At 73.9% G+C, this 26,153-nt stretch carries 9 protein-coding genes; 5 read left to right on the top strand and 4 right to left on the bottom strand.

The window, feature by feature from the left end; genetic code table 11:
* Window positions 1–73: 73 nt before the first annotated feature.
* Entirely contained in the window at window positions 74–18,847 is an 18,774-nt protein-coding gene (locus ABZY20_RS10600; RefSeq protein WP_356439534.1) for a glycosyltransferase, read from the top strand.
* Here ABZY20_RS10600 and ABZY20_RS10595 read toward each other — a convergent pair.
* Window positions 18,826–19,101, bottom strand: a complete 276-nt coding sequence (locus tag ABZY20_RS10595; protein ID WP_356439531.1) for a hypothetical protein — start codon at window positions 19,099–19,101, stop codon at window positions 18,826–18,828. The two genes, ABZY20_RS10600 and ABZY20_RS10595, sit on opposite strands and share 22 nt — an antisense overlap.
* Window positions 19,098–19,322 carry a hypothetical protein gene (locus ABZY20_RS10590; RefSeq protein ID WP_356439528.1) on the bottom strand — a complete coding sequence of 75 codons (225 nt, stop codon included), beginning with the start codon at window positions 19,320–19,322 and terminating at the stop codon, window positions 19,098–19,100. The genes ABZY20_RS10595 and ABZY20_RS10590 overlap by 4 nt, the downstream gene beginning before the upstream one ends.
* Before the next feature lie 203 nt (window positions 19,323–19,525).
* Between ABZY20_RS10590 and ABZY20_RS10585 the strand changes: the two genes are divergently transcribed.
* Window positions 19,526–20,368, top strand: a complete 843-nt coding sequence (locus ABZY20_RS10585; RefSeq protein WP_356439526.1) for a helix-turn-helix transcriptional regulator — start codon at window positions 19,526–19,528, stop codon at window positions 20,366–20,368.
* On the top strand, window positions 20,350–20,559 hold the full coding sequence (locus ABZY20_RS10580; protein ID WP_356439524.1) for a DUF397 domain-containing protein: 210 nt from the start codon (window positions 20,350–20,352) through the stop codon (window positions 20,557–20,559). Before ABZY20_RS10585 ends, ABZY20_RS10580 begins: the two co-directional genes overlap by 19 nt.
* Window positions 20,560–20,625: 66 nt before the next feature.
* Here the strand turns inward: ABZY20_RS10580 and ABZY20_RS10575 are convergent, their stop codons facing one another.
* Together ABZY20_RS10575 and ABZY20_RS10570 are read right to left on the bottom strand one after the other, a co-directional pair.
* Entirely contained in the window at window positions 20,626–21,072 is a 447-nt protein-coding gene (locus ABZY20_RS10575) for an SPW repeat protein (protein ID WP_356439521.1), read from the bottom strand.
* Between the two features lie 238 nt (window positions 21,073–21,310).
* Window positions 21,311–24,559, bottom strand: coding sequence for a BTAD domain-containing putative transcriptional regulator (locus ABZY20_RS10570; RefSeq protein WP_356439519.1), 3,249 nt, complete (start codon window positions 24,557–24,559; stop codon window positions 21,311–21,313).
* Window positions 24,560–24,733: 174 nt separating this feature from the next.
* Between ABZY20_RS10570 and ABZY20_RS10565 the strand changes: the two genes are divergently transcribed.
* Window positions 24,734–25,408: an NAD(P)H-dependent oxidoreductase gene (locus ABZY20_RS10565; RefSeq protein ID WP_356439517.1), complete on the top strand. Its 675-nt coding sequence runs from the start codon at window positions 24,734–24,736 to the stop codon at window positions 25,406–25,408.
* On the top strand, window positions 25,351–26,145 hold the full coding sequence (locus tag ABZY20_RS10560) for an alpha/beta fold hydrolase (protein WP_356439515.1): 795 nt from the start codon (window positions 25,351–25,353) through the stop codon (window positions 26,143–26,145). Before ABZY20_RS10565 ends, ABZY20_RS10560 begins: the two co-directional genes overlap by 58 nt.
* Window positions 26,146–26,153 lie beyond the last annotated feature (8 nt).

The following is a 26,153-nucleotide window of genomic DNA, read 5'->3' as shown; positions in this document are numbered from 1 at the left end:
GGAACGGCCCGCGGCCCAGCCCTCAGGGCGGTCCGAGGCCCGGCCTCCAGCACGGCCCGCAGGACACCCCCCGATGAGCATCCAGCCGTCGCCCGAGGTCAACGCGATGATCTTCATCCTGACCGGGGAGAGGCTCATCGACGCCGACGAGGACCTCGCGTACGAGAGCCGCCGTCCCTACTCGGGGCTGGGCCGCAAGCTCGACCGGATGTCCTCGCTCATCGACAAGTCGATCCACGACATCGCCGAGGTCATGCCGGACGACCTGTCCAAGTCGTACGCCAGGGCGATGGGCATGCTCATCGACGACGGCGGCAAGAACTACCTGCGCGAGTTCGCCGAGCAGCTCGACAAGATCGCCGAGGGGCGCCGCAAGACCTCCATGGACATCATGGAGTCCAAGTGGCAGGTCATCGCCGAGGTCATCCGGCTGCTGATCGAGATCGCCATCTACCTGGCGATGTCCTTCTTCACCGGAGGCGCCACCGCCAGCCAGATCATGATGGCCAAGCTGCGCAGCCGCTTCATGATCCTGACCACGCTCACCCACCTGCTCCAGCGGCTGCACATCGCGCCCTCGCTCACCGAGGCGTTCGCCGAGGCGTTCACCACCTTCGCGGTGCGGCTGGCGATGATGAACTTCGCCCCCGACGGCCGCCGACCCGACCGCTTCGACTGGAACGACATCCTCAAGTCCGCCGCGTTCGGCGCCGCGGCGGGTGGTCTGACCAGCATCTTCGACGACTTCGCCAGGAACATCGTCAAGAGTTACGACAACAACTTCCTCAAGACCGGCCCCGACCTCGACTTCAAGTACAACCCCAACCCGCGCACCATCCCGGACCCCGACCTCAGGACCGACGGCCCGGGCCCCGGGCCGAACCCCCAGGACCGCCCCGATCCCGGCCCGCACGGCAACGGCCCGACCCCCGGCACCAACCCGCCGGTCACCTTCCGGAACGACCCGCTGTCCTTCCGGAACAACCCCGACCTGTGGCGGAACAACCAGCTCCTGCGCCACAACGCCGACCGCCCGGGCGCGCTGGCCGGGCACTACGGGCTGAAGGGGACGTCCGACTTCCTCGCCGCAGGCGCCGGCGAGGCCCTCGCGGAGATCCTCATCAAGGGTGCCTTCGACGGGGACTGGTCCACCAGCTGGTCCACGTTCGTCGGCGCGGGCCTCAGCAGCCAGGTCGAGGCCACGCTCACCGGCATCGCCCAGAACAGCGGCGCCGAACTGCGCCACATGATCGACAAGTTGCGCAACCAGCCCCCGCCCACGGTCTCCGGCGGCAGCGGCGACGGCACCGATCGCCCACGGTCCTCCGACGCGAAGGACACCGACGGCGCCGCCCACCCGGACACCACGGGCGGCGCGGGCAGCGCACCGCTCCTGTCCCCGCCGCTCGGCGCGCAGGGCACCGGCCCGGGCGACGGCACACTCAGCCAGTCGCCCCCGCCGTACGCCGCCGGGAACCCGCCGCCGTACACGACCCCGGCCCCGCCGCCGTACTCCCCGGGCACGCTGCCGGTGACCGCCGCCGAGAACCAGCTGTGGCAGCAGGTCCACCAGGGTCCCGCGGAGGTGCGCGAACAGGCCCTGCGCGACCTCGCGGCCCTGCGCGGCGCCCAGCCGCCCGGCAGCCACGAGATCGGCGTCCGCGACGCCCTGCACGGCGACCTGTCCCGGCGCCCCGAGGTCCGGGTGGCGCCGGTCGGGGACAGCCCCGGCGCCGAGACCGACACCGACGCGGTGCGCCGCGCGCTCGACGGCTTCGGCACCCCGGTCACCGTGGACGCACCGGTCACCATGGACGCGACGGCCGCCGCCCCGCGCTCCTCGGGTCACGGTCCCGCGCCGGCGACCTCCTCCCCGGTCGCCGGCGCTCGCCCCGACACCGACGACAGGACCGGCACCACGCCGGAGCAGCGAGGTGTCGCGTTCGACGTCGCTGACGCGACGGACATGACCGACGTGTCCGATGCGGTCGACCCGTCATCCCGGAACACCCCGGGCGTGGTGGCCGACGTGGGCGGCCACACAGCGGTGGCGACCGGGGACGGGGACAGCGGTTCCGTCACCTCCGACGGACCCGGCGCCTCCGCCACGCCCGGCACCGGTACCGGTGTCCGGACAGGGGGAGCCCCGGCCCCCACCCCCGGAAGTCCCCAGGCCACCACCACCTCCCCCGGCCCGTCGCCCCAGCACACAGCAGGCCGGGGCACCACGGCCACGCCGGACAGCGGGCAGACCCCGGCGGACGACGTCACACGCACGACCGAGTCGCCGCGGACCACGACGGGCGACGTGACCGGGACAGCCGAGCCGTCGCGGACCACGACCTCGCCCCAGCCCCGGTCCGCTGTGCCCGTCGCCGACTCGTCAGGCACCGCCGCCCCTTCGGACACGGACGACGACTTCCTCAGCCCGGACCCGGAGACCACCACCTCCGATCCGCCGAAGGTGCCCACGACCGGCTCCTATCCCTCCACCGGCTCCGGCGGCCCGGACACCCGGAGCGACGCGGAGGCCGGGACCGCCCGGACCCTGCCGCTGACGGTCCTGGTCTCACCGACGCGGCCACCCGTGGACGGCTCACCCGAGGCGACGGGGTTGCTGGACGGCGCCGGCACCGACCACGCCGTGGTGCTCGGGCCCGCGGTCACGCCGGACAGCCAGGCACGCCCGGTCCGCACGGCCGTCGAACTGACCCGCGAGGGACCGGGAGCCCCGGTCCGGGTCCGCCCGCTCATCTCGGCACCGGACGGCATCGCGGACACCGGCTTCCCCGGCTCGGACGTGCTGCTGCCGCTCGCCGACGCGCTCGGCACCGGACCGGCACCGCGGACGCTCCCCGCCACCGAGAGCACCGCAACGAGCACCACAACGAGCACCGCAACGAGCGTCGCCGACTTCTCCGCCCCGCTCGGCAAGGTGCTCACCGAGACGGCGGGCCCTGTCCACGGTGCCGGCCCGGCGCCCTCGTACGCACCCGAGGCAGCGGGCACCCCGCACGACGAAGAGGCGTTCGGGCTGAGCACCTTGACCGGCGCCGAAACCGCCGTGGGCACACGCGCGAATCCCGCCCCCGTGCGGCAGGACGGCACCGTCGTGCCGGAGACCGAGGGCACGACCACCGCCCCGCCGCGCCGCAGGATCCTGGTCGTCTGCGACGAGAGCGGGTTGGGACTGGGCGGCGTGCCCGTATTCAACATGGAGCTGGTCAAGGGGCTCCACCACGACCACGACGTCACCCTGCTCACGGTCGACGACCACGCGGACTACGACCCCGAGAACATGCGGGAGCAGCACGGCGGCGCGAAGATCGTCAACGTGTCGGTCCCCGGCGTGGGGGAGGGGCGCGACCGCCTCGGCGTCCTGGCGAAGGGCTCACCGGACCAGTACGGACTGCCCGGCGAGAGCGACGCCTTCGACATCGTCATCGGGCACTCCCGCTTCTCCGGTCCGGCCGCGCAGGAGATACGCGACTCCTGGTATCCCGGCGCCCGCGTGGTGCACTTCCTGCACACCAGTCCCGTACGGCTGGACAGGATCAAGCAGCAGCCGGAGAAGGGCGCCGCGAAGGCCACCATCGAGCGCAGACTGATGCAGAACGCCGACCTGGTGGCCGGTGTGGGACCACTGCTCGCCCAGGAGGCCGAACGCCTCTCCGAGGAGGTCCTGCGCATCCCCGCGCTGCACGGCTTCGTGCCGGGCACCGAGATCGGCACGCCGGTCGAGCCGTCGGTCATCAACAAGGCCAAGTACCTGCTGCATCTGCCGAGGAAACTCAAGCTGCTGCTGCCGGGACGCGCCACGGACGAGATCAAGGGCGTCGAGGCGGCCGTCCAAGCGGTCGGTATGCTGCGCCGCCCGCGCGCCCGGGGCGGCTACGGCCTCGACGTCCGCCTGACGATCCGCGGCGGGCCGCACCCGGAGAAGAACCCGGAGGAGCACGCCCGCTGGACGTCGATCATCCAGGCCCATGGTGAGGGCGGCGTCACCATGCTCCCGTTCAGCACGAACCCCGCCGATCTGGTCAACGACCGGGAGGCCACCCACGCACTGATCATGCCGTCGCTGCACGAGGGCTTCGGGCTGGTCGCCACCGAGGCCGCGGGACGCAGCATCCCGGTCCTGGTCAACGGGGAGAGCGGTGCGGCCGAGTTCCTGAAGACGGTGACCGAGCACGGCGCCGGGATGACCGTGGACGCCCCCTTCACCATCGACTCCGGCACCGGAACGGAGATCGAGGGCGGCGCCGACGCCCGGGCACAGGCGTGGGCCGCGGCCATCGCGGCCCTGCACGGCAAGCTGCCGGAGGCGCGCGGCGAGGCCCGTCAGCTGTACCGCACCCTCACCGGTTTCACCTGGCGCCATGCGGCGCAGGCGCTGGTCGAGGCGGCCATGGCGACCGCGGCCCCCGTGCCGGACAGAGCGCACCCCGAGAGGTACCCCCACCGCGGCGCTGTCACCCAGCAGGGGCCGCACGGCAGTGTGGAGAAGCTCAAGGACCGGTCGGACTGGCAGCCGCACGACTTCTGGGACGGCTCCACCCCCAAACCCACCACGGGGCTGTGGAGTGAGGCGGAACAGCTCGCCCGGCTGTCGGAGTTGGCAGGTGTCCTGGACCTCAGCGGAGTGCCCGCCTCGTCGTCCCCGCCGGCCGGCCCAGGCAGGCCGCGGTCACAGTCCGCGCTGGGACCGGCCCCCGAAGCCACCCCGCATCCCTCCGGCTCGGCGCCTGCCCCGAGCCGGTCGGCCGAGCCCGCCACCGACCTGCGTCTGGAGTCGGGCGGCCGCGACGGTGTGGACGCCGGCGACCACGTCCCCGGCCCCGGCCCCGGCGTCGAACTCGGCTCTGCGCGGAGCCTCGGACGCCACGCCGGAGACGGCCTCGAGGACATCGACCCGGCCCCGGAGCCGCCGGCCCCGACCGGTGGACACGACGGCGCGCAGGGTCTCAAGGACGTCGGCGAGCACAGCCGCGGAGACGGCGGCACCCCGCCACCTGCTCCGGCCACCGGACCGGACGACTCCGCGGCCGTCCCCACCGCGACGCCCCCGCCGTCGCCGGGGCGGATCATCGTGCGGCCCCCGGACGGTGGCACGGCCGACGCCGACAGCGGCCCACGGCGCCCGGCCGACGAGCCCGCCGTCACCACCCTGGACGGCCACACGGTGCCCGTCGCGCAGCTGCGGCGCTGGGTGCCGGACACGGCCGTGACGCCCGAACCGGGCCGTGCCGTACGGACGTTGACCATCTCGCAGGGCCCGGCCGAGGACGGCACGGCGCACAGCGCGGGGCGTCGCGCGCTGCTCGGCCAGGACACCTTCCGGGGCGTACGGACCATCTCCACGGCATCGGCCACCCCGCCGGACTCACCGGCGCGCATACCCGACTCACCGGCCGGCATACCGGGCTCACCGGCGGGCACCCCTGGCTCCCCGGCGGGCACCCCTGGCTCCCCGGCGGGCACCGAGGCGCCGGTCGTCCGCCGTACCGTGTTCACCGGGCCGCCCGCCCCGCTCCCCGGCTCGGGCACCGAGCACGGTGCCGACTTCTTCGTGTCGCACGGCACGCCCCGTATCGTCGTCCTCGGCACCAACGACCCCGCGCGCCCCACCGTCAAGGTCAGCGGCGTACAGCTCGGCGAGGTGCTCAAGTCCTGGGCGGGGGACGGCGATCAGGACCGGCCCCTGGTGCTGTTCTCCTGCGAGACCGGGCGGCAGCCGGAGGTGGCGGGTCTGCCCGTGGCGCAGCACGTGGCGAACCGGACCGGCCGGCCGGTGTACGCGCCGACCAGCGAGGTCGGCACGGCCCGGGACCGGCAGGGCGAGGTCCGTGCGGTGCTCACCGAGGGCCCGGACGGGCCCGGGCGGTGGCGGCTGTTCACGCCGGAGCCCGGCGGTGCCGACCTGGACGAGCTGGCGCGCGTGGCCGGACTGCACGCGGGCCCGGAACCGGCCGACGCCTTCGCCCGGGCCCGTACCCTCCAGCAGATCCGCACGCTGCGCGACGCCCTCGGCCCGGACGCCGAACAGCGCCCTGAGAACCACGAGTTGCTCGCCGGACTCGCCTTCGTGGACGGCCTGCGCTGGCTCAGCCCGGACACCGCGGCCCGCTACGGCGACGGCCGGATGACCCCGGACCTGCTGCGCCGGATGGTCCTGGACCGGCCCGGCGCGGCGAACGGCACCGGCTCCGATCCGGCGACGGCCGGTCCCACGGCCGAGCAGTACACCGAATTCCTGCGCGCCGCCGCGGAGTTGCGTGCCACGGCCGGTCCCGGCACCACCCTCGACGCCCTGCTGCCTCCGCCGCCGCCCGCGCTCCCGCCGAACACCCTCGTCTCGCCGGAGGACGTGCGCGGGCTCTCCTACGCGCCCTCCGCCCAGATCACCTGGTCCCTGTCCACCACCCCGCTGCCCCTGTCCGAGCTGGCCCTCAGCCCCGAGGACACCGCCGAACTGGCCCGCCGCAGGCCCGACCTGGTGCCCGCGACGAGCCGCCCGGCGACCCTCGCCGAGGACATGACCCTGCTCAGCAAGGACCCGGCGGCGCCCGGTCCGGCGGACCTCGTGGACGCGGACGGCACGGCCTTCAGACGGCTGGACACCCCGGGCGGCGGCGACTGCCTCTTCCGCTCGCTGCTCGACAGCGCGCGGAGCCTGGACGTGCCGCCCGCCTGGGCCGCGCGCAACGTCACCGGGCTGCGCACCCTGCTGCGCGACCGGCTCGCCGGGTCGGAACTGCTCGCCGCGGCGACCGAGGCGACCCCCGACCCGGTGCTCGCCGTGGTGGACGACCTGCGGGTGCGTGCCCTCGCCGGCGAGAGCGACCCGGACCGGCAGCGGCGGCTCAACCGGCGCTGGAACCGGATCGCCCGGGCGGTCGTCACCGGCGGTGACGCCGACCAGTGGCGGCGGATCCTCCGGGACAGCGCGTACCCGCACCTCGCCCGTGTGGCGCCGACTCCCGCCGACGCCCGTCGCCTCGGCACCGGAGGCCTCGTCACGGCGGCGGCCGAGCAGCCCGGTCTCTGGGCGTCCCCCTTCGGCGACCTGCTCCCGCAGGCCCTGGCGCACACCCTCGACCTCGACCTGCGGCTCGTCCAGCCCGACCCGCACGCGCAGGGCAGCACCTTCGTCGTCCCCCTCCATCCGGGAGGACAGGGAGGCACCCTGCACCTGGCCTACAACGGCCGCGACCACTTCGACGCCCTGGTCCCGGCCTCGGCGCCGATCACCGCCGTACCCGACCCGGCCCCCACATCCGACGAGACCGGCACGGCTGCCCCGCCGTCCCCGCACGGCCCGGAGACGAAGCCGTCCACCGGGACCCCGTCCACCGAGAGCACCCCCACCCCGGACACCCCCACCCCCTCAAAGGAGAGCACCCCCACCCCCTCAGAGGAGGGCACCCCCACCCCGGACGGCTCCGTCCAGGACGGCTCCGGCTCCGACCCCTTCGGGGACTGGCTGCGCAGCATGGGCGGGATCACGGATCTCGACGGCCCCGGCACCGAGGCCCCCGACAAGGGCGACCCCGTGCCGCTGGAGACCCAGCTCGACCGGTACCGCCCGGCACGGCTGCTGACCGGCGAGGACGCACCACCCCCGGGCCCGGCCCCCCGCACCGTCACCTTCGAGGACGGCAGCAGGCTGCCCGCCGTACTGATCAGCCCGGACGCCGACCCGAGCGGCGGCGACCCCGGTACCCGTACGGACGGCACCCGGCGCACGCCGCCGAGCGGGCTCCTCACCGGCCCCGGCGTCCTCACCCTGCGCTCGCCCGAGGACGTGGCCCGGCAGATCCTCGGGGAGTTGCCGAAGAGGCTGCGCGACCAGTTCGACGAGGCGGAGCTGCTGCGCCTGCTGACCACGCAGCCCGGCGCCTTCACCGCCCCGCGCGGCGCGCGCCTCGTGGGCCGGGAGAAGTCCGGGGTCGGCCACGAGATGACGATCGAGGCGATCCCGTACCACCGTTGGGAACGGTTCTCCGACGTGGACGGCTCGACCGTGCGGGTGGACACCATGCGGCGCGGCCAGGCCGGTACGGGCGGCGGGCGCAGTGTCGGCTTCGGGCGCCGGATCGCCGCCGGGATCAGCATGGGCCCGCCGCTCAGCTGGCTGGTGAAGATCGGCGTGTCGCTGGGCTGGACCCGCAGGACCGACTACTCCCAGGGCACCCAGGCGTACAACCAGTCCGAATACCGGGCCGTGGACGGCTCGCACCTGCACCTGGACGACGTGCACTACCGGGTGCGCGTGGAGCGGGTCACCGAGGCACCGGCGGCCGGCGGCCGGGACACCGCGTCCGGCCCGCCCGCACAGGGACCCCACTGGCAGCGCAGCGAGGTCCACACCGCCCGGTTCGCCGTCCGGGACGGGCTGAGCTGGCGACTGCCCGACGATCTCACCGTGCCCTTCGAGGGCCCCCGTCGCGCACCGAAGACGCTGACCTTCCCCGACGGGCAGCAGCCGCGGGCCACCGACATCACCGGACTGCACTTCACGGACCCGCCGGAGGACCTGGCGATCGCCGTCTCCGGGGCGCGGCCCGGCAGTTCGGCGCACCGCACGATCGTCTCGTACGTCAGGCCGGGGCGGCTGCTCGCGCTGTTCGGCCGGCTCGCCGGGCCCGTCAGCGGTCCCGAGCTGACCCGGGGCAGCGGTCACCACCCGCTGGGGCACCTCATTGTCGAGCGGTCGATCCCGCACCGGGCCACCCTGGTGACCGAGTCGGTCAAGGCGGAGATACGGGACCTGACCCAGACCACGTACCAGAACGAGCGCGGGCACGTCCGCGACACCCGTTTCGGCATCCAGGTCACCTCCGGCCCGAACCACACCTTCATCGGACCGGAGACGGACGTACGGCTCCAGGGCGGCCCGCTGGTGCGCGCCGACTTCAGCAGTGGGCGGGGCCACTACCTCGGTACCGACGCGGCCCGCAAGACCACCGGCCGGGTCCGCAACCACCCGGTCGCGCTCTACCGCGTGGAGCGCACCCTGATGGTGCGCAAGGCCGGCGAACCGCCGTCCGCGGCCCGGCCGGTCCGGGTGGTCAGCCTGGACTGGATGTCCACCCAGGACGCACGCCGGCTCGCCGGCTGGGACAGCCGCACCCCCGGGCAGGCGGGCCCCGACCCGGACGCCCGGCCCCCCGTGCCGTGGTACCTGACCCGGGAGGACCCGGTCCACCTGAGCGGCCAGGTCCGCGCCGAGGGCTTCCGCCCCGACCGCCCGCAGCCACCGGCACCGGGCCAGGAGCAGATCCAGGAGCAGATCCAGGACCAGAGCCAGATCCAGGATCAGGAGCAGATCCAGGACCAGAGCCAGATCCAGGACCAGAGCCAAAGCCAAAGCCAGGACCAGCGCCAGGACCAAAACCAGAGCCAGATCCAAGACCAGAGCCAGAGCCAGAGCCAAAACCAGCCCCAGACCGGGCAACCGCCCGCCCCCCAGGACCCCTTGCGGGTCTTCACGGACACCGTCCTGGACACCCTGCACCGCTCGTACCCGTCGATGTTCGTACCGCCCCTGATGCTGCGCCACCAGCGGCTCGCCAGGTTCTGGTACGGGGACGGGCGGATGCGGACCGCGCTGCACAACGACCGTCAGGTCCGCGAGGCGCTGAACCGGCCCAGCCTGGCCCAGAGCCTGGACGACCTGACCACCACCGGCGTGCCGGTCACCCTCACCGAGGACGGCAAGGTGACCCGCGGCCACCACACCCTGATCCTCCGGGCCCGGCTCACCGACCGGCGGTTCGAGAGCACCATGAGCGAGCGCTCCCTGCGCAACGCGGTGATCGGCACCGAGGTCTCCGGCCAGGGGCAGCAGGCCTCCAGCACCCTGTCGGGCGGTGCCGAGCTGGGCATCTCGCCGCGCGACCACGACAAGGTGCCGGAGGCCGGGCTGCCCCGGCAGACCGGCAACGTGTCCCTCGGCGCGCGCTACTCCCACACCGAGCAGAAGGCCACCCGGAACACGGTCGCGGTCACCCACGACCACCTGACCTTCCAGAACGGCGCCCACCTCTACAGCTACCGGGTGGAGCTGAGCGCCTCCTTCGAGGGACACCGCCGCCCGCGCGGCTGGGCCCGTCTGCTGTCGGTCGGCCTGCTCGGAGCGGGCGTCTTCGTCAGCAAGGCCGAGGAGCGTCCGCTGTTCAGCGAGGGCACCGAGACCGTCGGCCGGGTGGAGCTGGCCGTGCCCGCCGCGCACGGCTCCGAGCGCCACGCCCCCGTCGAGCCCCCGGCCGCGGCGCCGCCGACGACGCCCGCCGCCCCGGCACCGGCGCCCCGGCCGCAGCGCGTCTCCGCCACCGAGGCGGACCAGCTGCTGGACGGGACACGCCCCCTGCCGAGGCGGGAACCGGCCGACCGCGGGCTCGTCCGGCGGCTGCTGAGCGCCCCGCACGTGGTCCTCAGCGTCGAGGGCGGCCCACAGCGCCAGCAGCTCGTGCAGGACACCGCCGACCGCGCCGCGGGCGGCACCTGGCACGTCAGCGCGCCCGGCGCCCCGGTGCGCACCGCTCTGCGCCGCGCGATGGCGAACCTCAGCGTGGCCGGGCAACTCGGGCAGTACCTCGGCCCGTTCGGCTCCCGTGTCACCGGACTCAACGGCGCCGGACCGTTCCGCACCCACTACCTGAAGGCCGCGGTCCGCGGCGAACTGCACAACCTGCGCGTCAAGAGCGACCCGAAGCCGGCCAGTCTCGAGGCCACCATCGGCAACGAGCACCGCGTGGTGGGCACCGAGGGCACCCTCTCGCACACCACCCTCGGCCTCCAGGGCGCCGACATGCCGCTCCAGCAGGCTCCCGGCCAGCAGGCGGTGGTCGGCTCGTACGCGACCGCCCTGCAGTACGCCTGGGGCAAGGGCCGCAGCCTCTCGCAGACCCTGACCCGGGGACGCAACACCACCCTCACCTTCGCCGGGCGGATGTACCTGGTGGTGGCCGACGCCACCGAGACCGTCGCGGTGCGGGACCGCTGGACGGGCGCGATGGGCATGGCGGGCACCCGGGCGGCGGCCCGGATCAGCTCGGCCGCCGGACAGCTCTCCGGGCGCCTGGCCCGCGGCCTCGCCCCGCGGCGCGCCGCCGCCGCGCTCCAGCACCTGCGCGACGCCGTGATGTTCCACCTGCCGATGCAGGACGTCATCGAGGCCGGGCTCGCCCCGGACGGCCTGGGCACCACCACCCCGGACAACCTCGGCCGCGGCTACCGGGTCCCCGGCTTCCTGCGGGGCCGCCGCTTCCCCGGCCACCCCAGCGGGCAGCTCGACGCGAGCCACGCCGCACAGCGGCTGATGGGGCAGCTCGAGCGGATCGGGGTGCCCTCGCACGACCGGGAGCAGGTCCTGCAGCGGCTCTCCCCGGACTTCCTGCGGGCCAACCTGCACGAGCTGACCACCGACGGGATGACCCTGCCGGTCCGCTACCGCACCTGGCACCACCCGACCCACCTGCCGGCCGGCGGCAGTCCCGCGCAGCTGCGGTTCAAGCTGACCCCGGTGACCACCACCGTGGAGCGGCTGCGGACCGGCTTCGAGCTGGAGGACTACCGCACCACCGCCCGCGACGACGCCGACGGCTCCGCGCAGGACCGCGGCGCCGACGTGACCCTGAGCGCCGGTCAGCGCGCGACGGAGAGCGGTGTCCTGATCGCCGCTCCCTCCCTCCAGGGCACCGCCGCCAAGAAGAGGGGGACCACCCGCACCGAGACCGCCGGACGCACCTCGATGCCCAACATCGCCACCGTCCAGGCACACGCCGAGATCGTCACCGGCTACACCCTGACCGTCACCATGGCGGACGCGGCCGGCGATCCGCTGCGCCCCCGTGCCGTCGCCGCGGTCGGCAGCCTCCGCGAGATCGTCCCGGCCAACCTGCTCACCCCGGACGGCGACGGCGCCGACGGCGCGATCACCGAGCAGGACGTGCCTCGACCGGAGCGCGCGGTGCGCCTGCTGACGGCCGATCAGGCCCGTCCGGAGGGCATCGCCGCCTGGCGCGCCTCGTCCACCACCCCCGGTGACTCCTCCGGCAGCACCGGCACCTCGGACATCCTGCCGTTCGACGACGACCGGATCGGCTCCGGCATCCTCGCCGTGGACATCCACGGCGCGGCCAACGTGCAGGACGCCCTCACCCTCTCCACCGCCCGCGCCGACGGCTTCGGCGACAGCGACCTCGGCAGGCGGCACAGCGGTGACGCACTCGCCGCACGGGTGCGCATGGCCCGCCACACCCCGCTCACCGCTCTCGGCACCGCCCCCGCCCAGGCCCAGCAGGAGGCCACCACACAGGCAGGTCTCACGGCCGGTTTCCGCGAGGCCCTGAGCGCGAACGGCTCACCGCTGCCCGCGCAGGCCTCCGCCCGTCTCGTCGGCCAGTTCCACACCGCCGACTCCCGCCTCTACGCGAAGATGCACCGCCGCGGCGCGCGGCTGCTCGCCGTGGAGAACAAACCCCGCATGGAGGCCATGCAGCGCGCGAAGACCTCCGACGCGCTGGAGTCGGGCATCACCGACAACATCGAAGGCGCCGTGGGCTCCGCCCCCCTGGCGGGCAACAGCAACGCGGGCCTGACCAACCCGGGGGCGACCGTCCCGATCGGCGGCGCGAACGACGGCACCGCGCTCAAGGGCGCCGCGGACACCACCCTCGGCACCCACATCAAGGTCGTCACCAACCGCAGCATGCTGTTCGCGCTGCCGGTGAGCTGGCTGTCGGTCGCCGAGGTCGACCACCGGCTCACCGACAGCCGCCCCCTGCGCGCGCTCGGCAAGGCCCGGCGCGGCCCGCGCGCCGCCGAGGCCGAGACCACCGCCCTGGTGTGGCTGCGCGAGGACGTCGCCCGCGACTACGGCCTGCTCGACGACACCACGTTCCCCGACGAGGTCGGCAGCGCCTGGGACGACCTCGCCAAGGCGGCCGGCGACCTCGCCACGGCCGAGCAGCGCTACTACGACGCCCGGGCCCGGGCCCGTGAGACGTGGCTCGACCTCGCCCCCGAGGAGCAGGCCGCGCTCGGCGACGGCGACCCCGACCGGCCGACCGCCCTGCCCCGGGCCCTGGCCGAGTCCCCGGCCGTCACCGCCTGGCAGGCCGCCCGCGACGAGGTCCGCCGCTGGCGGGAGCGCACCGACGCCGCCGCCGCCGACCACCACCGGCTGCACCTCGCCGCCTCCCGCCTCACCGCCCACCACCAGGGCCTGCCCTCGGTCCCGGTGCCGGACCGGCCGCAGGAGTACACCGAGCCCGGCTGGCGTTCCGAGGCGCCCGCGCCGTACACGATCACCGACGCCACCGACTCCGCCCCGCGCACCCTCACCTCCCCGGACGGTGCCACGGTCCGCGAGGTGCACGACGTGCCGCACGACGGCGCCTCGTTCTTCCACGCGCTGCTCGCCACCGCCGCGGCCCGGGGCCGGCTGCCCCACCTGCTGGGCACCGGCCTCGCCGACCGGTTCACGGCCGCCCCCGGCGACCCGGCGGTCACCGCCGAGGCGGTCGGCGCCGCCCGCGACCGCCTCGCCTGGGCGCTGGGCGAGGACGGCAACGAGGACCTGCTCGACGGCCTCGCCCTCGACGTGTCCGACACCTTCACCCAGGACGAACTGGACTCGGCAGGCGTGCAGTTCACCCCGGCGCAGCAGGCCGAGTTCGACGCCTTCGGCCGTCTGCCGGTGACCTTCTGGCCCACTCCGGAGCAGCGGATCGCGCTGGCCACGACGGCCCTGTCCCGCCCGTTCGCGCCCGAATCGCGCCAGGACGGCGACGAGGGTCCCGACGACGACCCGGCGCCGCAGCCCGCGCGCCGGGCGGGCGACCACGGCGGCGCCGACCTGCTGCCCGCCCTCGCCGCCCGGGTCCTGGGCACCCCCCTCACCGTGGTGACCGGCGAGGGCCGCGAGCAGCTCTTCCTCCCGCACGGCACCGATCCGGCCGCCGTCGACCCGGCCGGCGATCCGGTCCTGTTCGCCGCCGACGGCTTCTTCCACGCCGCCCTCCCGCCCGGCAGCCCGGCCCCGGTCACCACCGCACTGCCGAAGCCGCCCACCGAGGCCACGTCCGACGCCGACACCCCGGCGACCGCGCGACCGGCCACGGACGGCTCGGGCGCGCCCCGGCAGCCGCAGGCCCACCGCAGCCACGCCACCCCGCCCTGGAGGCCGCCCGCTGACAGCACCGGCCCGCGCTACCGCCTCGACCGCACGGGAGTCCTCACCGCGCCCGACGGCGCCACGTACACCCAGGGCGCCCCCACCGGCCGCGGCAACGGCTTCTTCGGCGCGCTCTCCACCGCCCTGAACCACGCCGCCGACCAGCCGGGCCTGGACCGGCGCGACGCCGCCCGGCTGCGGATGCGCGCCAGGTGGTCGCCTCTTCAGCTGATGCGGCTGCACGGCCTGCCGGGCGACCCGGCCGAGCGCGACGCGCTGTTCGCGCCCCCGCCCCCGGCGCAGCGCCGCGGCATGCCCGCGCCCGGCCCGGAAGCGCTGGAGGCCCATGTGCGCCGCCACCTCACCCAGGCCCCGTGGGGTCCCGACGCCGACCGCGCGGTGGCCGCGTGGGCCGCCGCCGCGACCTTCACCACCGTCACCCTGATCGAGGAGAACGGCACCGCCCACACCTACCCCGGCCCAGCCGGCGCCGACGGCCCGCACCTCCGCCTGCGCCGCCGCGGCGGCGACATCGTCCCCCTGATCCTCCGTACCCCGGCACCCGAGCCGAGCCGACCGGAGAGCGCGGACACGCCGCCGGTCGTGGAGGAGGAGGCGCACGAGCTGTCCACCCTGACCGGCGCGGACCAGACCCCGGCCGCCCCCGCGAACCCGGCACCGGTGCTGCGCCCCTTCAAACTGGGCAGCTACGAGTTCACCAACCTCAACCAGACCGACGCGTACGTCGACAAGGCGGTCAGGATCATCGAGCTGCTCGACGAGCACTCCACGATCAGTGACTACGTCGGCGGCCGTCCGGTCCGGATCACGCTGCACCTGCGGACGACCGAGACCCCGGCCGACGTGCGCGACCTGGGGCCCGAGGGCGTGCAGATCAACCTGGCGAGCTACTACTTCGAGAAGTACGACACCGGTTACGTCATGGGCATGCTGGCCCACGAGATCGGCCTGCACCCCCTCGCTTCCCGCAACGCGGACATCGCCGAGCAGGAGGAGGCGTACCGGGGCATGCCGCTGCCGGTGCCGGGACTCACGGACCTGAAGCAGCCGCGGACCATGAACACGGAATCGGCGGGCCAGGCCGACCACATCATGGCGGCCTACCCGGCCACCATCCGGCACGGCGTCTACCGCGACATCGTCGTGGAGATGGCGAGGGTGCTCGCACGACGCGCACGGGTCGGAGTGCCGGGAGCCAAGAACAAGGACGTCACCGACCTGTTCGACACCTATCTCATGGACCTGGCCTCCATAGCGGTCACCAGCGACTACCGGATGAACGCCGTCAAGGAGCCCAACTACACGGCGAGGGTCTACAACGCCTACAAGGAGCTGCTCCGCGCCCGCCTGGCGGACACCCCGGCGCTGCAAGCCCTCCTGCCGCCCGACAAGGGCCTGTTCGGCGTCGCACGGGACTTCACCCAACTCGCCACCAGCATCGCGGCCAACAACCGCGGCGACAGCATCCAGCAGCCCGCACCGCCGTCCGACGAGGCACGCCCCCGGCTCCCGGGCACGAGCATGGGCACGCGGCCACAGCCCCTCGCGCCCCCCGCACGCGGCGCGCGTGACAGCCGCCCCCGTTTCGTGGTGCGCTCCGGCTTCGACGCCCGCCGGTTCTCGCACCAGGGGGACCCGGTCACCGACCTCACGGTCCGCGTCGCGCTGCGCGGCACGGACGCCCAGGCCACCCACGTCTTCGATCAGCTCGCGTCCGGGGTGGAGGAGTTCCTGAACGCCCCGGGCCACCGTCTGCCCAACGGCGACCGGCTGCACGTGACGGTGGAGTACGTGGATCCGGCGGCGTCCCCTCACCTGACGGTGGACCTGACGGGCCGGGACCGGGCGATGGACCAGACGACGTGGTGGACGGACGCAGCGCCGGTCCAGCTCGTGCACGAGCTGACGCACCAGCTGGGGCTGCGGGACGAGTACCGGGACGCCGACTCCCCGCACCGCCCCCACGTCCTGGGCAGCCTGCTGGGCGACCTGGACGCGGACCCGGAGGACTCCTCACTCTCCCGCGGCGGTCTCCGCGACCGTCACCTGGCGCTGCTGGGCGCGCTGATCGGCGACGTGGACGCCCGGCCCGCCGAGCGCCACGACGAGCAGGACTGGGAGACGGCCCGAGCGGCCGCCGAGCCGGTCACCCGCCGGGCGGTGTGGGTGGACCCGGTGTCCCTGCCCCGGCCCGCAGACGGCACCGTGGCCACCGACGTACCCGCGCACATGCCGCAGGACGTGACCTTCGTTCCCTTCACGTCGGGGAACTTCGAGTTCACCAACCTCAAGCACACCGACGCCAGGTACCGGGACAAGGCGATCCGCATCATCGAGCTGCTGGGTGAGCACGCCACCATCAAGGACTACCTGGGTGACCGTCCGGTCCGGATCACGCTGCGGCTGAGGACGACGGAGACCCCGGCCGACGTGACGGACCGGGGTGATGACGGGGTCGACATCAATCTCGCGAGTTACTACTTCGAGAAGTACGACACCGGTTACCTCATGGGCATGCTGGCTCACGAGATCGGCCTGCATCCCTTCGCCTCCCGGAACGGGAACATCGCGGAGGAGGAGGAGCTGTTCGCCGGGATGCCGCTGGCGGTTCCGGGGCTGGAGTCGCTGAGTACGCCGCGTTTCATGAACACCGAGGGGGCGGGTCAGGCCGATCACGTCATGGCCGCCTTCCCGCACACCATCCGGCACGGCCTCTACCGCGACATCGTCGTGGAGATGGCCGAGGTCCTGGAGCGGCGCGCACAGGCCGGTGCGGAGGGAGCCACGGCCAAGGACGTCACGGACCTGTTCGACACCTATCTCATGGATCTGGCGTCCATCGCGGTCACCAACGACCACCGGGCGCGGGCGATCACGGATCCGAGTTGCACGGCGAGGGCGTACAACGCGTACAAGGCGCAGTTGGCCGAGCATCTTCCGCAGGACAGTCCTCTGCGTGCCCTGCTGCCCGGGGACAAGGGCAGGTTCGGGGTGCTGGGTGACTTCGCCCAGCTCGCCGCCAGTGTCGGCACGAACAACCGCGGCGACAGCATCCAGCGGCCCGCGCCGCCGGCCGAAGCCCCGCCCAGGCTTCCGCAGGCCGGCGGACCACACGGCGGGCCGTCCGGCACACCGCAGGTGAACGGGCCGCGGGACAGCCGTCCCCGGTTCGTGGTGCGGTCGGGCTTCGACGCGCGGCGGTTCACACACGACGGCGAGCCGGTCACCGACCTGACCGTGCGGGTGGCGATGCGGGGTGCGGACGGGCAGAGCGCACGGGTCTTCGGGCAGTTGAGCGCGGGAGTCGAGGAGTATCTGAACAACCGGGGTTACCGCTTGCCGAGTGGTGACCGTCTGCATGTGACGGTCGAGCCGGTCGACGCGGACGACTCGCCGCACCTCACGGTGGACCTGGTGGGCCGGGACCGGGGCATGGATCAGAGGACCTGGTGGGTGGATGCCGCGCCGGCGCAGTTGGTGCACGAGCTGACGCACCAGCTGGGTCTGCGGGACGAGTACCGGGACGCCGACGCCCCGCACCGCCCCCACGTCCTGGGCAGCCTGCTGGGCGACCTGGACGCGGACCCGGAGGACTCCTCGCTCGCGCCCGCAGGTCTCCGCGACCGGCACCTGGCGCTGCTGGGCGCGCTGATCGGCGACGTGGACCCGCACTCCGGCCGGCAGGAGGATCAGTCCTGGGAAGCCGCTCGGGGCGCCGCCGAGCCGGTCACCCGGCGGTCGGTGTGGGTGGACCCGGTGTCCCTGCCCCGGGCGGCCGACGACACCGCCGTCGTCGACGACGTGCCGCCCCGGGTGCTCACACCGTTCAGGTCGGGGAACTTCGAGTTCACCAACCTCAACCACACGGACGAGGGGTACCGCGACCGGGCGGTCCGCATCATCGACCTGCTGCGGAGGCACGAGACCATCCGCGCCTACATCGACAACCGGCCCTGCCGCATCACGCTGCACGTGCGCACCACCGAGCCACCGGCCGACGTCGTGGACCGCGGTCCGGACGGCGTCGACATCAACCTCGCCAGCTACTACTTCGAGAAGTACGGCATCGGCCACGTGATGGGCATGCTGGCCCACGAGATCGGCCTGCACCCCCTGGCCTCGCAGAACGCCGGCCTTCCCGACGAGGAGGCGATGTTCGAGGACTTCCCGCTGCCGGTGCCCGGACTGGAGGACGTGAACCCGCCGCGCACCATGAACACGACGGGCGCCGGTCAGGCCGACCACATCATGGCGGCCTACCAGAGCAGCACGAGGCACCGCATCTACCGCGACATCGTCCTGGGCATGGCCCGGGTGCTCGCGCAGGACGCCCGCAACGGGGAGGACGGCGCGAAGCCCCAGGACGTCACGGACCTGTTCGACTGCTACCTGATGGACCTCGCCTCCATCGCCGTCACCAACGACCACCGTGTGAACGCCGCCATGGAACCGGGGTACACGGCGAGGGTCTTCAACGCCTACAAGAGGACGCTGCACGACCTGCTGGCGGCGGACCCCGGCATCCAGGCCCTCCTGCCGTCCGACAAGAGCAGGTTCGGCGTGATGAACGACTTCCGGCGCATCGGCACCTTCGTCTCCCTCAACAACCGCGGCCCCAGCATTCAGCGCGAGGAGACGTCCTGACCGGTGCCCCGGCCCTGGCGGCTGCGGGCGTTGACCTCCGCGAGGAGGGCGCTCAGCAGCTCGTCCTGGCTCAGGGGCCGGACATCGCGGGGGTCGGCGTCCCACTCGCGTCCGCCGCCCAGCGGGCGCACCCGGAGGCAGCGGCCCTGGTGGCCCACGACCCGGCCGACCCGGTCGCGCACGGTGTCGCGGACGGCCGTGCCGAGCTCCGGAACGCCGTCACCGCACCCGTCCACGTCGTCGGTCCCCCTCATGCGCGGGCCCCCTTGCGGATCACTTCCGCGAGCATCAGGGCCACGGGCGCGGAGCACACCCCGAGATGGACGAGCGCGTACCGGGGCTCCTCCTTCCGGTCGTCGCTGTAAGGGGTGCGGATGTCCATCGCCGGGAGCTGGATGCCGGCCCGGCTGAGGGCGGAGGCGAGGGCGTCACGGGCATCCAGGGCTTCCTGGATCTTCGCGGGCGTGGAGGGCATCGGCGTCGTCCTGTCGTCCTGGCCGGTCGGGTCCGGCGGAATGCGTCCCCCGGCTGCGCTGGCTGAATTACGCTGCGTAGTCCGGGCGTTACGAGCATGCGTCCGGACGGGAGCGGCCGTGCCGTGGACCGGGCCGTGCTTCCCCGGGTCCCCGGGGTCGTTCCACACCCTCCACACGCACCTCTCGGAAGGGAGCCAGCCGTATGCCGCAGCGCCGTGTCATCACCGGCCGCAGTCAGGAGCCCCGTCAGCGTTTCGCCGAGGAACTGCGCACGCTGCGGGCGAGCAGCGGGACGAGCCTGCGGCAGCTCGGGGAGCGGCTGGGCTGGGACTGGTCCCTGTTCGGCAAGATGGAGAAGGGCGAGACCCTGGGCAGCCCGGAGGTCGTCCAGGCCCTCGACACGCACTACGGCACGCCGGGACTGCTGCTCGCGCTCTGGGAGTTGGCGGCCGGGGACCATACGCAGTTCCGCGAGCGGTACCGGCGGTACATGGCCCTGGAGGCGAAGGCGGTGAGCCTGTGGCACTTCGCGGTGAGCGTGCTGCCGGGGCTGTTGCAGACGCCGGGGTACGCCCGGGAGGTACTGGCGGCAGGCGGGCTGAAGGGAAAGGAACTGGAGCAGCAGGTCGAGGCGCGGATGGGGCGCCGTGAGTTGCTGGAGGGGGAGGACGCACCGCCGTTCCGGACGATCCTCTCGGAGGCGGTGCTGCGGACGCCGTTGCGGGATGTGGGGGAGTGGCGGGGGCAGTTGGGCTACCTGGCAGAAGTGGGAGAACGTCCCAACGTCACAGTTCAGGTGCTCCTGCAGAGTGCGGGGTTGCACGGTCTGCTGGGGGTGGATGTCTGGTATTTACTCCTTCCGGAGGGGCGGACTGTGGCGTATACCGAGAACGGCTACTGGGGTGAACTCATCGAAGACGCCGGTCCGGTCGTTCGTTTGCAGAAGACGTACGATGCGGTGCGCGATCTGGCCCTCACCCCGGCTGACTCGCGCAAGTTCATCCTGCGGATGTTGGAGGAAGCGACGTGCGATCCATCGACCTGAGTGCGGCGTCTTGGCGCAAGAGCAGTTACAGCAACCAGGACGGTGGCGCTTGCATTGAGGTCTCCGACGACTTCCCCGCCGTCGTCCCCGTACGGGACAGCAAGGTTCCCCAAGGTCCCGCCCTCGTCTTCCCCGCGAGCGGCTGGGCTCACTTCATAGCGGCTGTCCGGAGCGGTCGGCTGAGAGGCTGACCCGGGACGTGCCGATGGGGGCGGCGTCGTAGCGACGCCACCCCCACCCTTGAGGTGATGACACCGTCATGACCTGCGTCCGGCCGCCCGTCCGAGCATGCCGGTGGCGACGGCGAAGGCGAACGCCAAGCCGCCGATGACGGCGTTGCTGACGATCACCGAGGCGGGGTGCGAGTCCCGCGCGCCGGACACGACGAACGGTGCCACGACGGTCCACGCCGCGACGCACGCCGCCGCCCAGCTCATCGCGTGGGTGCGCTCGAAGGCGGAGCCGAAGCCGCCCCCCATGAAGAACGCGTACGCGATCCCGGCGATCAGGTTGGTGACGGCGAGGGTCGGCAGTGTCGCGTCGAAGCCCACGATCCACGCCGAAGCCGCCAGATACAGACCGGCCAGCAGGCCGAGTCCCTCCAGAATCTGCGCTGCGAACGTCGCGGTCGCCCGCTCTGAGCGGGCACGCAGCGCGAGGATGTCCGGGTGTTGCTCAATGCCCGGGAAAGTGCGTTCGGCCACGTCGAACACCTCCTGTGTCCGCCGGATCCATTGCGCTCGTCTCTCGTGAGCCGAAGGGGGAACAGAGGGATGCAATGGGTCGCGGTCCTTTCGTCTTCCACTTTCAGCGTGGGACGGGGCCCCGCCCGTGTCGTGGGCCGAAGGGCCCTGCCCGGGTCCCGGACGTCCTCACGTGACCGAGACGGGCACCTCAAGGAGGCGTCCGAGACGCGTGGCGACACCTGAGGGACTCAGTCCCTCACGGCCCGACGAGGGGCGCCGCCGCCTCCGCCCCGGCCTCCGCCTCGTGGTCCCCCCGGGTGCCGAGCGTGAACGCGCGGGTGTAGACGGCCTCGCCCATCGCGTCGCGCAGGCGGGCCGCGATGCGGTCCACGTCGCCCCGTTCCGCCGGGGGGTGCGGGGCTCCGGCCCGCTCCCGGGTGGCCGCCGCCGTGCCGAGCAGGCGGGCGGCCCGCTCCGGGGCCCCCGCCAGGGAGTACGCCCCGGCCAGGCCCTCCAGGGCCAGGGCGACCGAGCGGGGGTCCTTGGTCGTCGCGGCGGCGGCCAGGCCCTCCCGGTGGTGGGCCAGCGCCCGCCCGGCGTCACCCCGCTGTTCGGCGATGAAGCCCAGCTCGGCCAGGACGAGCGCCAGGCCCGGGCTGTCGCCGCGACGGCGGTTCCAGGCGAGCCAGGGCCGCAGCCACTCCTCCGCGGCGTCCAGCCGGCCCTGGCGCCGGGCGCTCAGCGCGAGGCCCAGCGCGGCGAACTGCTCGGCCGGCTGGTTGGCCTGCTCGACCGCGATCCGCAGGGCGCGCGTGTGCAGGTCGTCGGCCTCGTCGTAGCGCCGGGTGAGCAGGGCGATCCTGCCGAGGCCCGACAGCTTCACGGACATCTCGGGCCAGGTCTCCAGGGCCTGGGCGATCCGCAGGCTCTCCCGGTGCAGCTGGGCCGCCAGGTCGTAGTCGCCGTTGATCTCGGCGAGCCTGCCGAGCACGTCCGTCGTCTTCAGGCGGCCCCACAGGTCGCCCAGTTCCGCGAAGTGCGCGCGGGCCTCCTCGGCGTTGCCGCGCAGGGATTCGAGATCACCGCGGGCCAGCGCGAAGCAGGCGCGCGTGGTCAGCGCGGCGGCGGTGCCCCACGCGTCGCGCAGGGTGCGGAAGCGGACCAGGACCCGCTCGACCCGCTGCTCGCCCTTGACCAGCGCTCCCACCGTCCACTGCGCGTGCGCCAGGAACCACTGGGCCCGGGTCGACTCCAGACTGGACTCGGGCGGAGCCTCCTCCAGGGTCTCGCAGTCCCGGCCCTGCTCCCCGAGCAGCAGGCGGATGCCCGCGTACCAGAACCCCGCCTCCACACGCTCCTCGGGCGTGGCCTCGCCCCGCGTGTCCAGGGCCGTCGCCAGCGCCCTGCGGGCCTCGCCCAGGCGGCCGCGGACGTACCAGTACCAGGTCAGCGAGTTGACCAGCCGCAGCGCCTCCTGCGCGGCCCCGGCCCGGTCGGCCTCGGCCAGCGCCCGCTGCACGTTGGCCGCCTCCAGATCGAGGTACTGGAACCAGCGAGACTGCTCCCGCTCGTGCAGATGCGGCCGGGCCCGCTCGGCGAGGCGGACGCAGTGGCGCAGGTGCCGGGCGGCGGTCTCGGCGTGCTCGCCGGACGCGGCGAGCTTGTCACGCGCGTAGACCGCGACGGACTCCAGCAGCCGGTAACGCGGGCCCTGCGGCCCCTCCGTGCGCACGGCCAGCGAGCGTTCCACGAGCAGGCTCAGCGCGTCGAGGACGTCGGCGGGGGAGACACCGCCACCGGAGCACACCTCCTCGGCGGCCCGCAGACCGCACCCCTCGCCGAACACCGACAGCCTGCGCAGCACGGTCCGCTCGCGTTCGTCGAGCAGGCTCCAGCTCCAGTCGAGCGTGGCCTGCAGCGTCCGGTGACGCGACGGGGCGTCCCGGTAACCGCTGTTGAGCACCCGTAACCGGTCGTCGAGCCGGTCGTGCAGCTCCCTGATGCCCAGCGAGCGCACGCGCGTGGCGGCCAGCTCCAGGGCGAGCGGGATGCCGTCCAGGCGCCGGCACACGTCCGCGACGAGCGGGGCCGTGTCGGCGTCGAGCTCGAAGTCCGGGTCCGTCGCCCGGGTCCGGTCCAGGAAGAGGCGTACGGCGGCGGAGCCCGTCAGCGCCTCCGGGTCCGGCTCGTCCCTGGCGGGCAGCGACAGCGGCGCGACCGGGTACACCGACTCCTCGCGGGTGCGCAGCGGTTCCTGACTGGTCGTCAGGATGCGTAGCTGCGGGGCCCGGCTCAGCAGCAGGCCGGTGAGCCGCGCGACGGCCTCCACGACGTGTTCGCAGTTGTCCAGCACGAGCAGCAGCCGCCGGCCCGCCAGCGCGTTGGCCAGCCGCTCCGTCGGACCCTTGGCGTCGTCGTCCGAGGTGTTCTCCCGGATGCCCAGCGTCGCCATGACCTGCTCGGCCAGCGCCTCCGCGCCGGCGAACCGCTCCAGGCCGCCGGCGTCCGCGAGCTCCACCAGCTTGACGCACTCGCCGAACGTGCCCGTCAGGCTCTCGGCCGTGGCCCGGGCGAGGCGGGTCTTGCCCACGCCGCCCGGGCCGGTGAGCGTCACCAGACGGCGCTGCGCCAGCAACTCCCCGAGGGCGCGCACGTCCTGGTCGCGGCCCACCAGCGGCGAGGCCGAACCGGCCGGCCCCGGACCCGGCCCCGCCTGCGCCCCCGCGGCACGCGGCGCGCTCCGCCGCGGCCGGGCCAGGACCGGGTCGTGGCGCAGGACGGCCTGCTGCAGCGCCTCCAGGGCCGGGCCGGGCGTCAGCCCCAGCTCCTCGTCGAGGCGGCGCCGCAGATCGTTGAAGCAGTCGAGCGCCTCGGAGGAGCGTCCCGCCTGGTACAGCGCCCACATCAGCGCGCCCCGCAGCCCTTCGCGCAGCGGATGCTGCTCCACCAGCTCCGTCAACTCGCCCACCAGCAGGCTGTGCTCGCCCAGCTCCAGCCGCACCCCGGCGTGTTCCTCCACCGCCGTCAGGCGCTCCTCCTCCAGGCTCGCCGCCGCCGGCCGCACCGACGGCTGGTCCGCGAACTCGGCGAACGCGGGGCCGCGCCACAGCGCCAGCGCCTGCGTGTACAGCGCCGCCCGGGCCTCCGGGTCCCCGCCCGACCGGGCCCGGGCGACCAGGTCCCGGAACCGCCCGGCGTCGAGCGCCTGCGCGGGGACGTCCAGGACGTAGCCGGGGGGCCGGTGCGCGACCAGCTCGCGGGCGCCCGGCTCCGCGTCCCGCAGCGCGCGCCGCAGCTGGGACACCTTGGCCTGGAGCGACGCCGAGGGCCGGGCCGTGAACGTCGAGCCGCCCCACAGGTCCTCGATGAGCCGCGGCGCCGGGACGACCTGCCCGTGGTGGGCGAGGAGATCGGCCAGGAGCATGCGTACCTTGACTTCGGGTACCCGCACGACACGACCCTCGTCCGTGCGCACCTCCAGCGGCCCCAGCACCCCGAATTCCATGATCTCAGCGTAACCGGCGGGCGACCGGCGCGAGTTGCGACGAAAAGGGCTCGGCCACCGGTTCCGAAGGGCCTTCCGCGGCCTTTCCGAAGCCGTCCGAAGCGAATCCGAAGCGGCATATGCCAGGGTTCCCCGAGGAATGCGGTTCGGCGCTGGTGCGGAAGGCGGGGGCAGGTGGCCGAGAATGAACGACTGCGGCTGGCGATCATCATCGGCAGCATCAGGAAAGGCCGGTTCGGGCACGTCGCGGCGGAATGGCTGGCCTCGCGGGCCCGGCTGCGGCACGACTTCGACGTCGACGTCATAGACCTCGCCACGGCCTGGCTGCCCGACGTCATGTCCGCCGAACCCACGGCGCCCCGGCCCCAGGCCGTCAAGGACCTCGCGCCCTGGCTGGAGGCGGCCGACGCGTTCGTCGTCGTCACCCCCGAACACAACCGGACGTTTCCCGCGTCCCTGAAGAACGCGATCGACTGGTACGACGAGGAATGGCACGCCAAACCGGTCGGGTTCCTCTCCTACGGCGGTCCCTCCAGCGGCCTGTGCGCGGTGGCGGCCCTGCGCCAGGTCTTCACCGAGGTCCACGCCGTCACCGTGCACGAGACCGTCAGCTTCCACAACTACTGGGAGCGGCTCGGGCCCGACGGCACCCTGGCCGCCTCCGACGACTGGGACGTGTCGGCCCGGCTGATGCTCGACCGCCTCAGCTGGTGGGCCGGTGTGCTGCACCGGGCCAGGGCCGAGCGCGGATATCACGTACCGCAGGTGAACAGACAGGAGCGCGACGCGCCATGGACGGCCAGTGGTTCCGACGTTTCGGCGATCCCGAGCCCGACGCTCTCAGGCTGATCTGCTTCCCGCACGCCGGGGGCGCCGCCAGCGCCTACCTGCCGCTGTCCCGGGCGCTCGCGCCGCACGTCGAGGTGCTGGGCGTGCAGTACCCCGGCCGCCAGGACCGCCGGCGGGAGACACCCGTGGCGGACATCGGGGAACTCGCCGCGATCGTCGCCGGGAAGCTGGAGGCCGACGCAGGGGAGCAGGGCCGGGACACGGCGGTGCCCTTCGCGTTCTTCGGGCACAGCATGGGCGCGCTGGTGGCCTACGAGACCGCCCGCGTCCTGCAGGAGCGCGGAGCCCGGCCTCCCCGCAGGCTCTTCCTGTCGGCCCGGGGGGCGCCGGGGCCGAAGCCGAGTCCCCACGACGTGCTGCCGGACGACGCCGCGATCCTGGACGCCGTACGCCGGCTCGGGGGAACCGGCGTGGCCTTCCTCGACGACCCCGAGCTGGTGGCAATGGTGCTGCCCGCTCTGCGAGCCGACTACGCCGCCCTCGCCGCGTACTCCTGGACGCCCCGGGAGCCGCTGCGCACCCCGGTCACCGTGCTGTGCGGCGACGCCGACCCGGTCGTCCCCGTCGAGGAAGCGGCCGGCTGGCGGGCGCACACCCGAGCCGAGACCGAGATGCTGGTCCTGCCCGGCGGTCACTTCTATCTGGACCAGCGGCTCGGCGACGTGGCCGAGGTGGTACTGCGCGGCGTCCGCCCGGCGGACGCCGCTCCTGCGGGCAACGGCGCCTGCCATGACTGAACACGCGT

Origin of the sequence: Streptomyces sp. NPDC006624 (assembly GCF_040611555.1) — a bacterium.
Lineage (GTDB): Bacteria > Actinomycetota > Actinomycetes > Streptomycetales > Streptomycetaceae > Streptomyces.
This window is presented reverse-complemented; position numbering and strand designations above follow the sequence as displayed.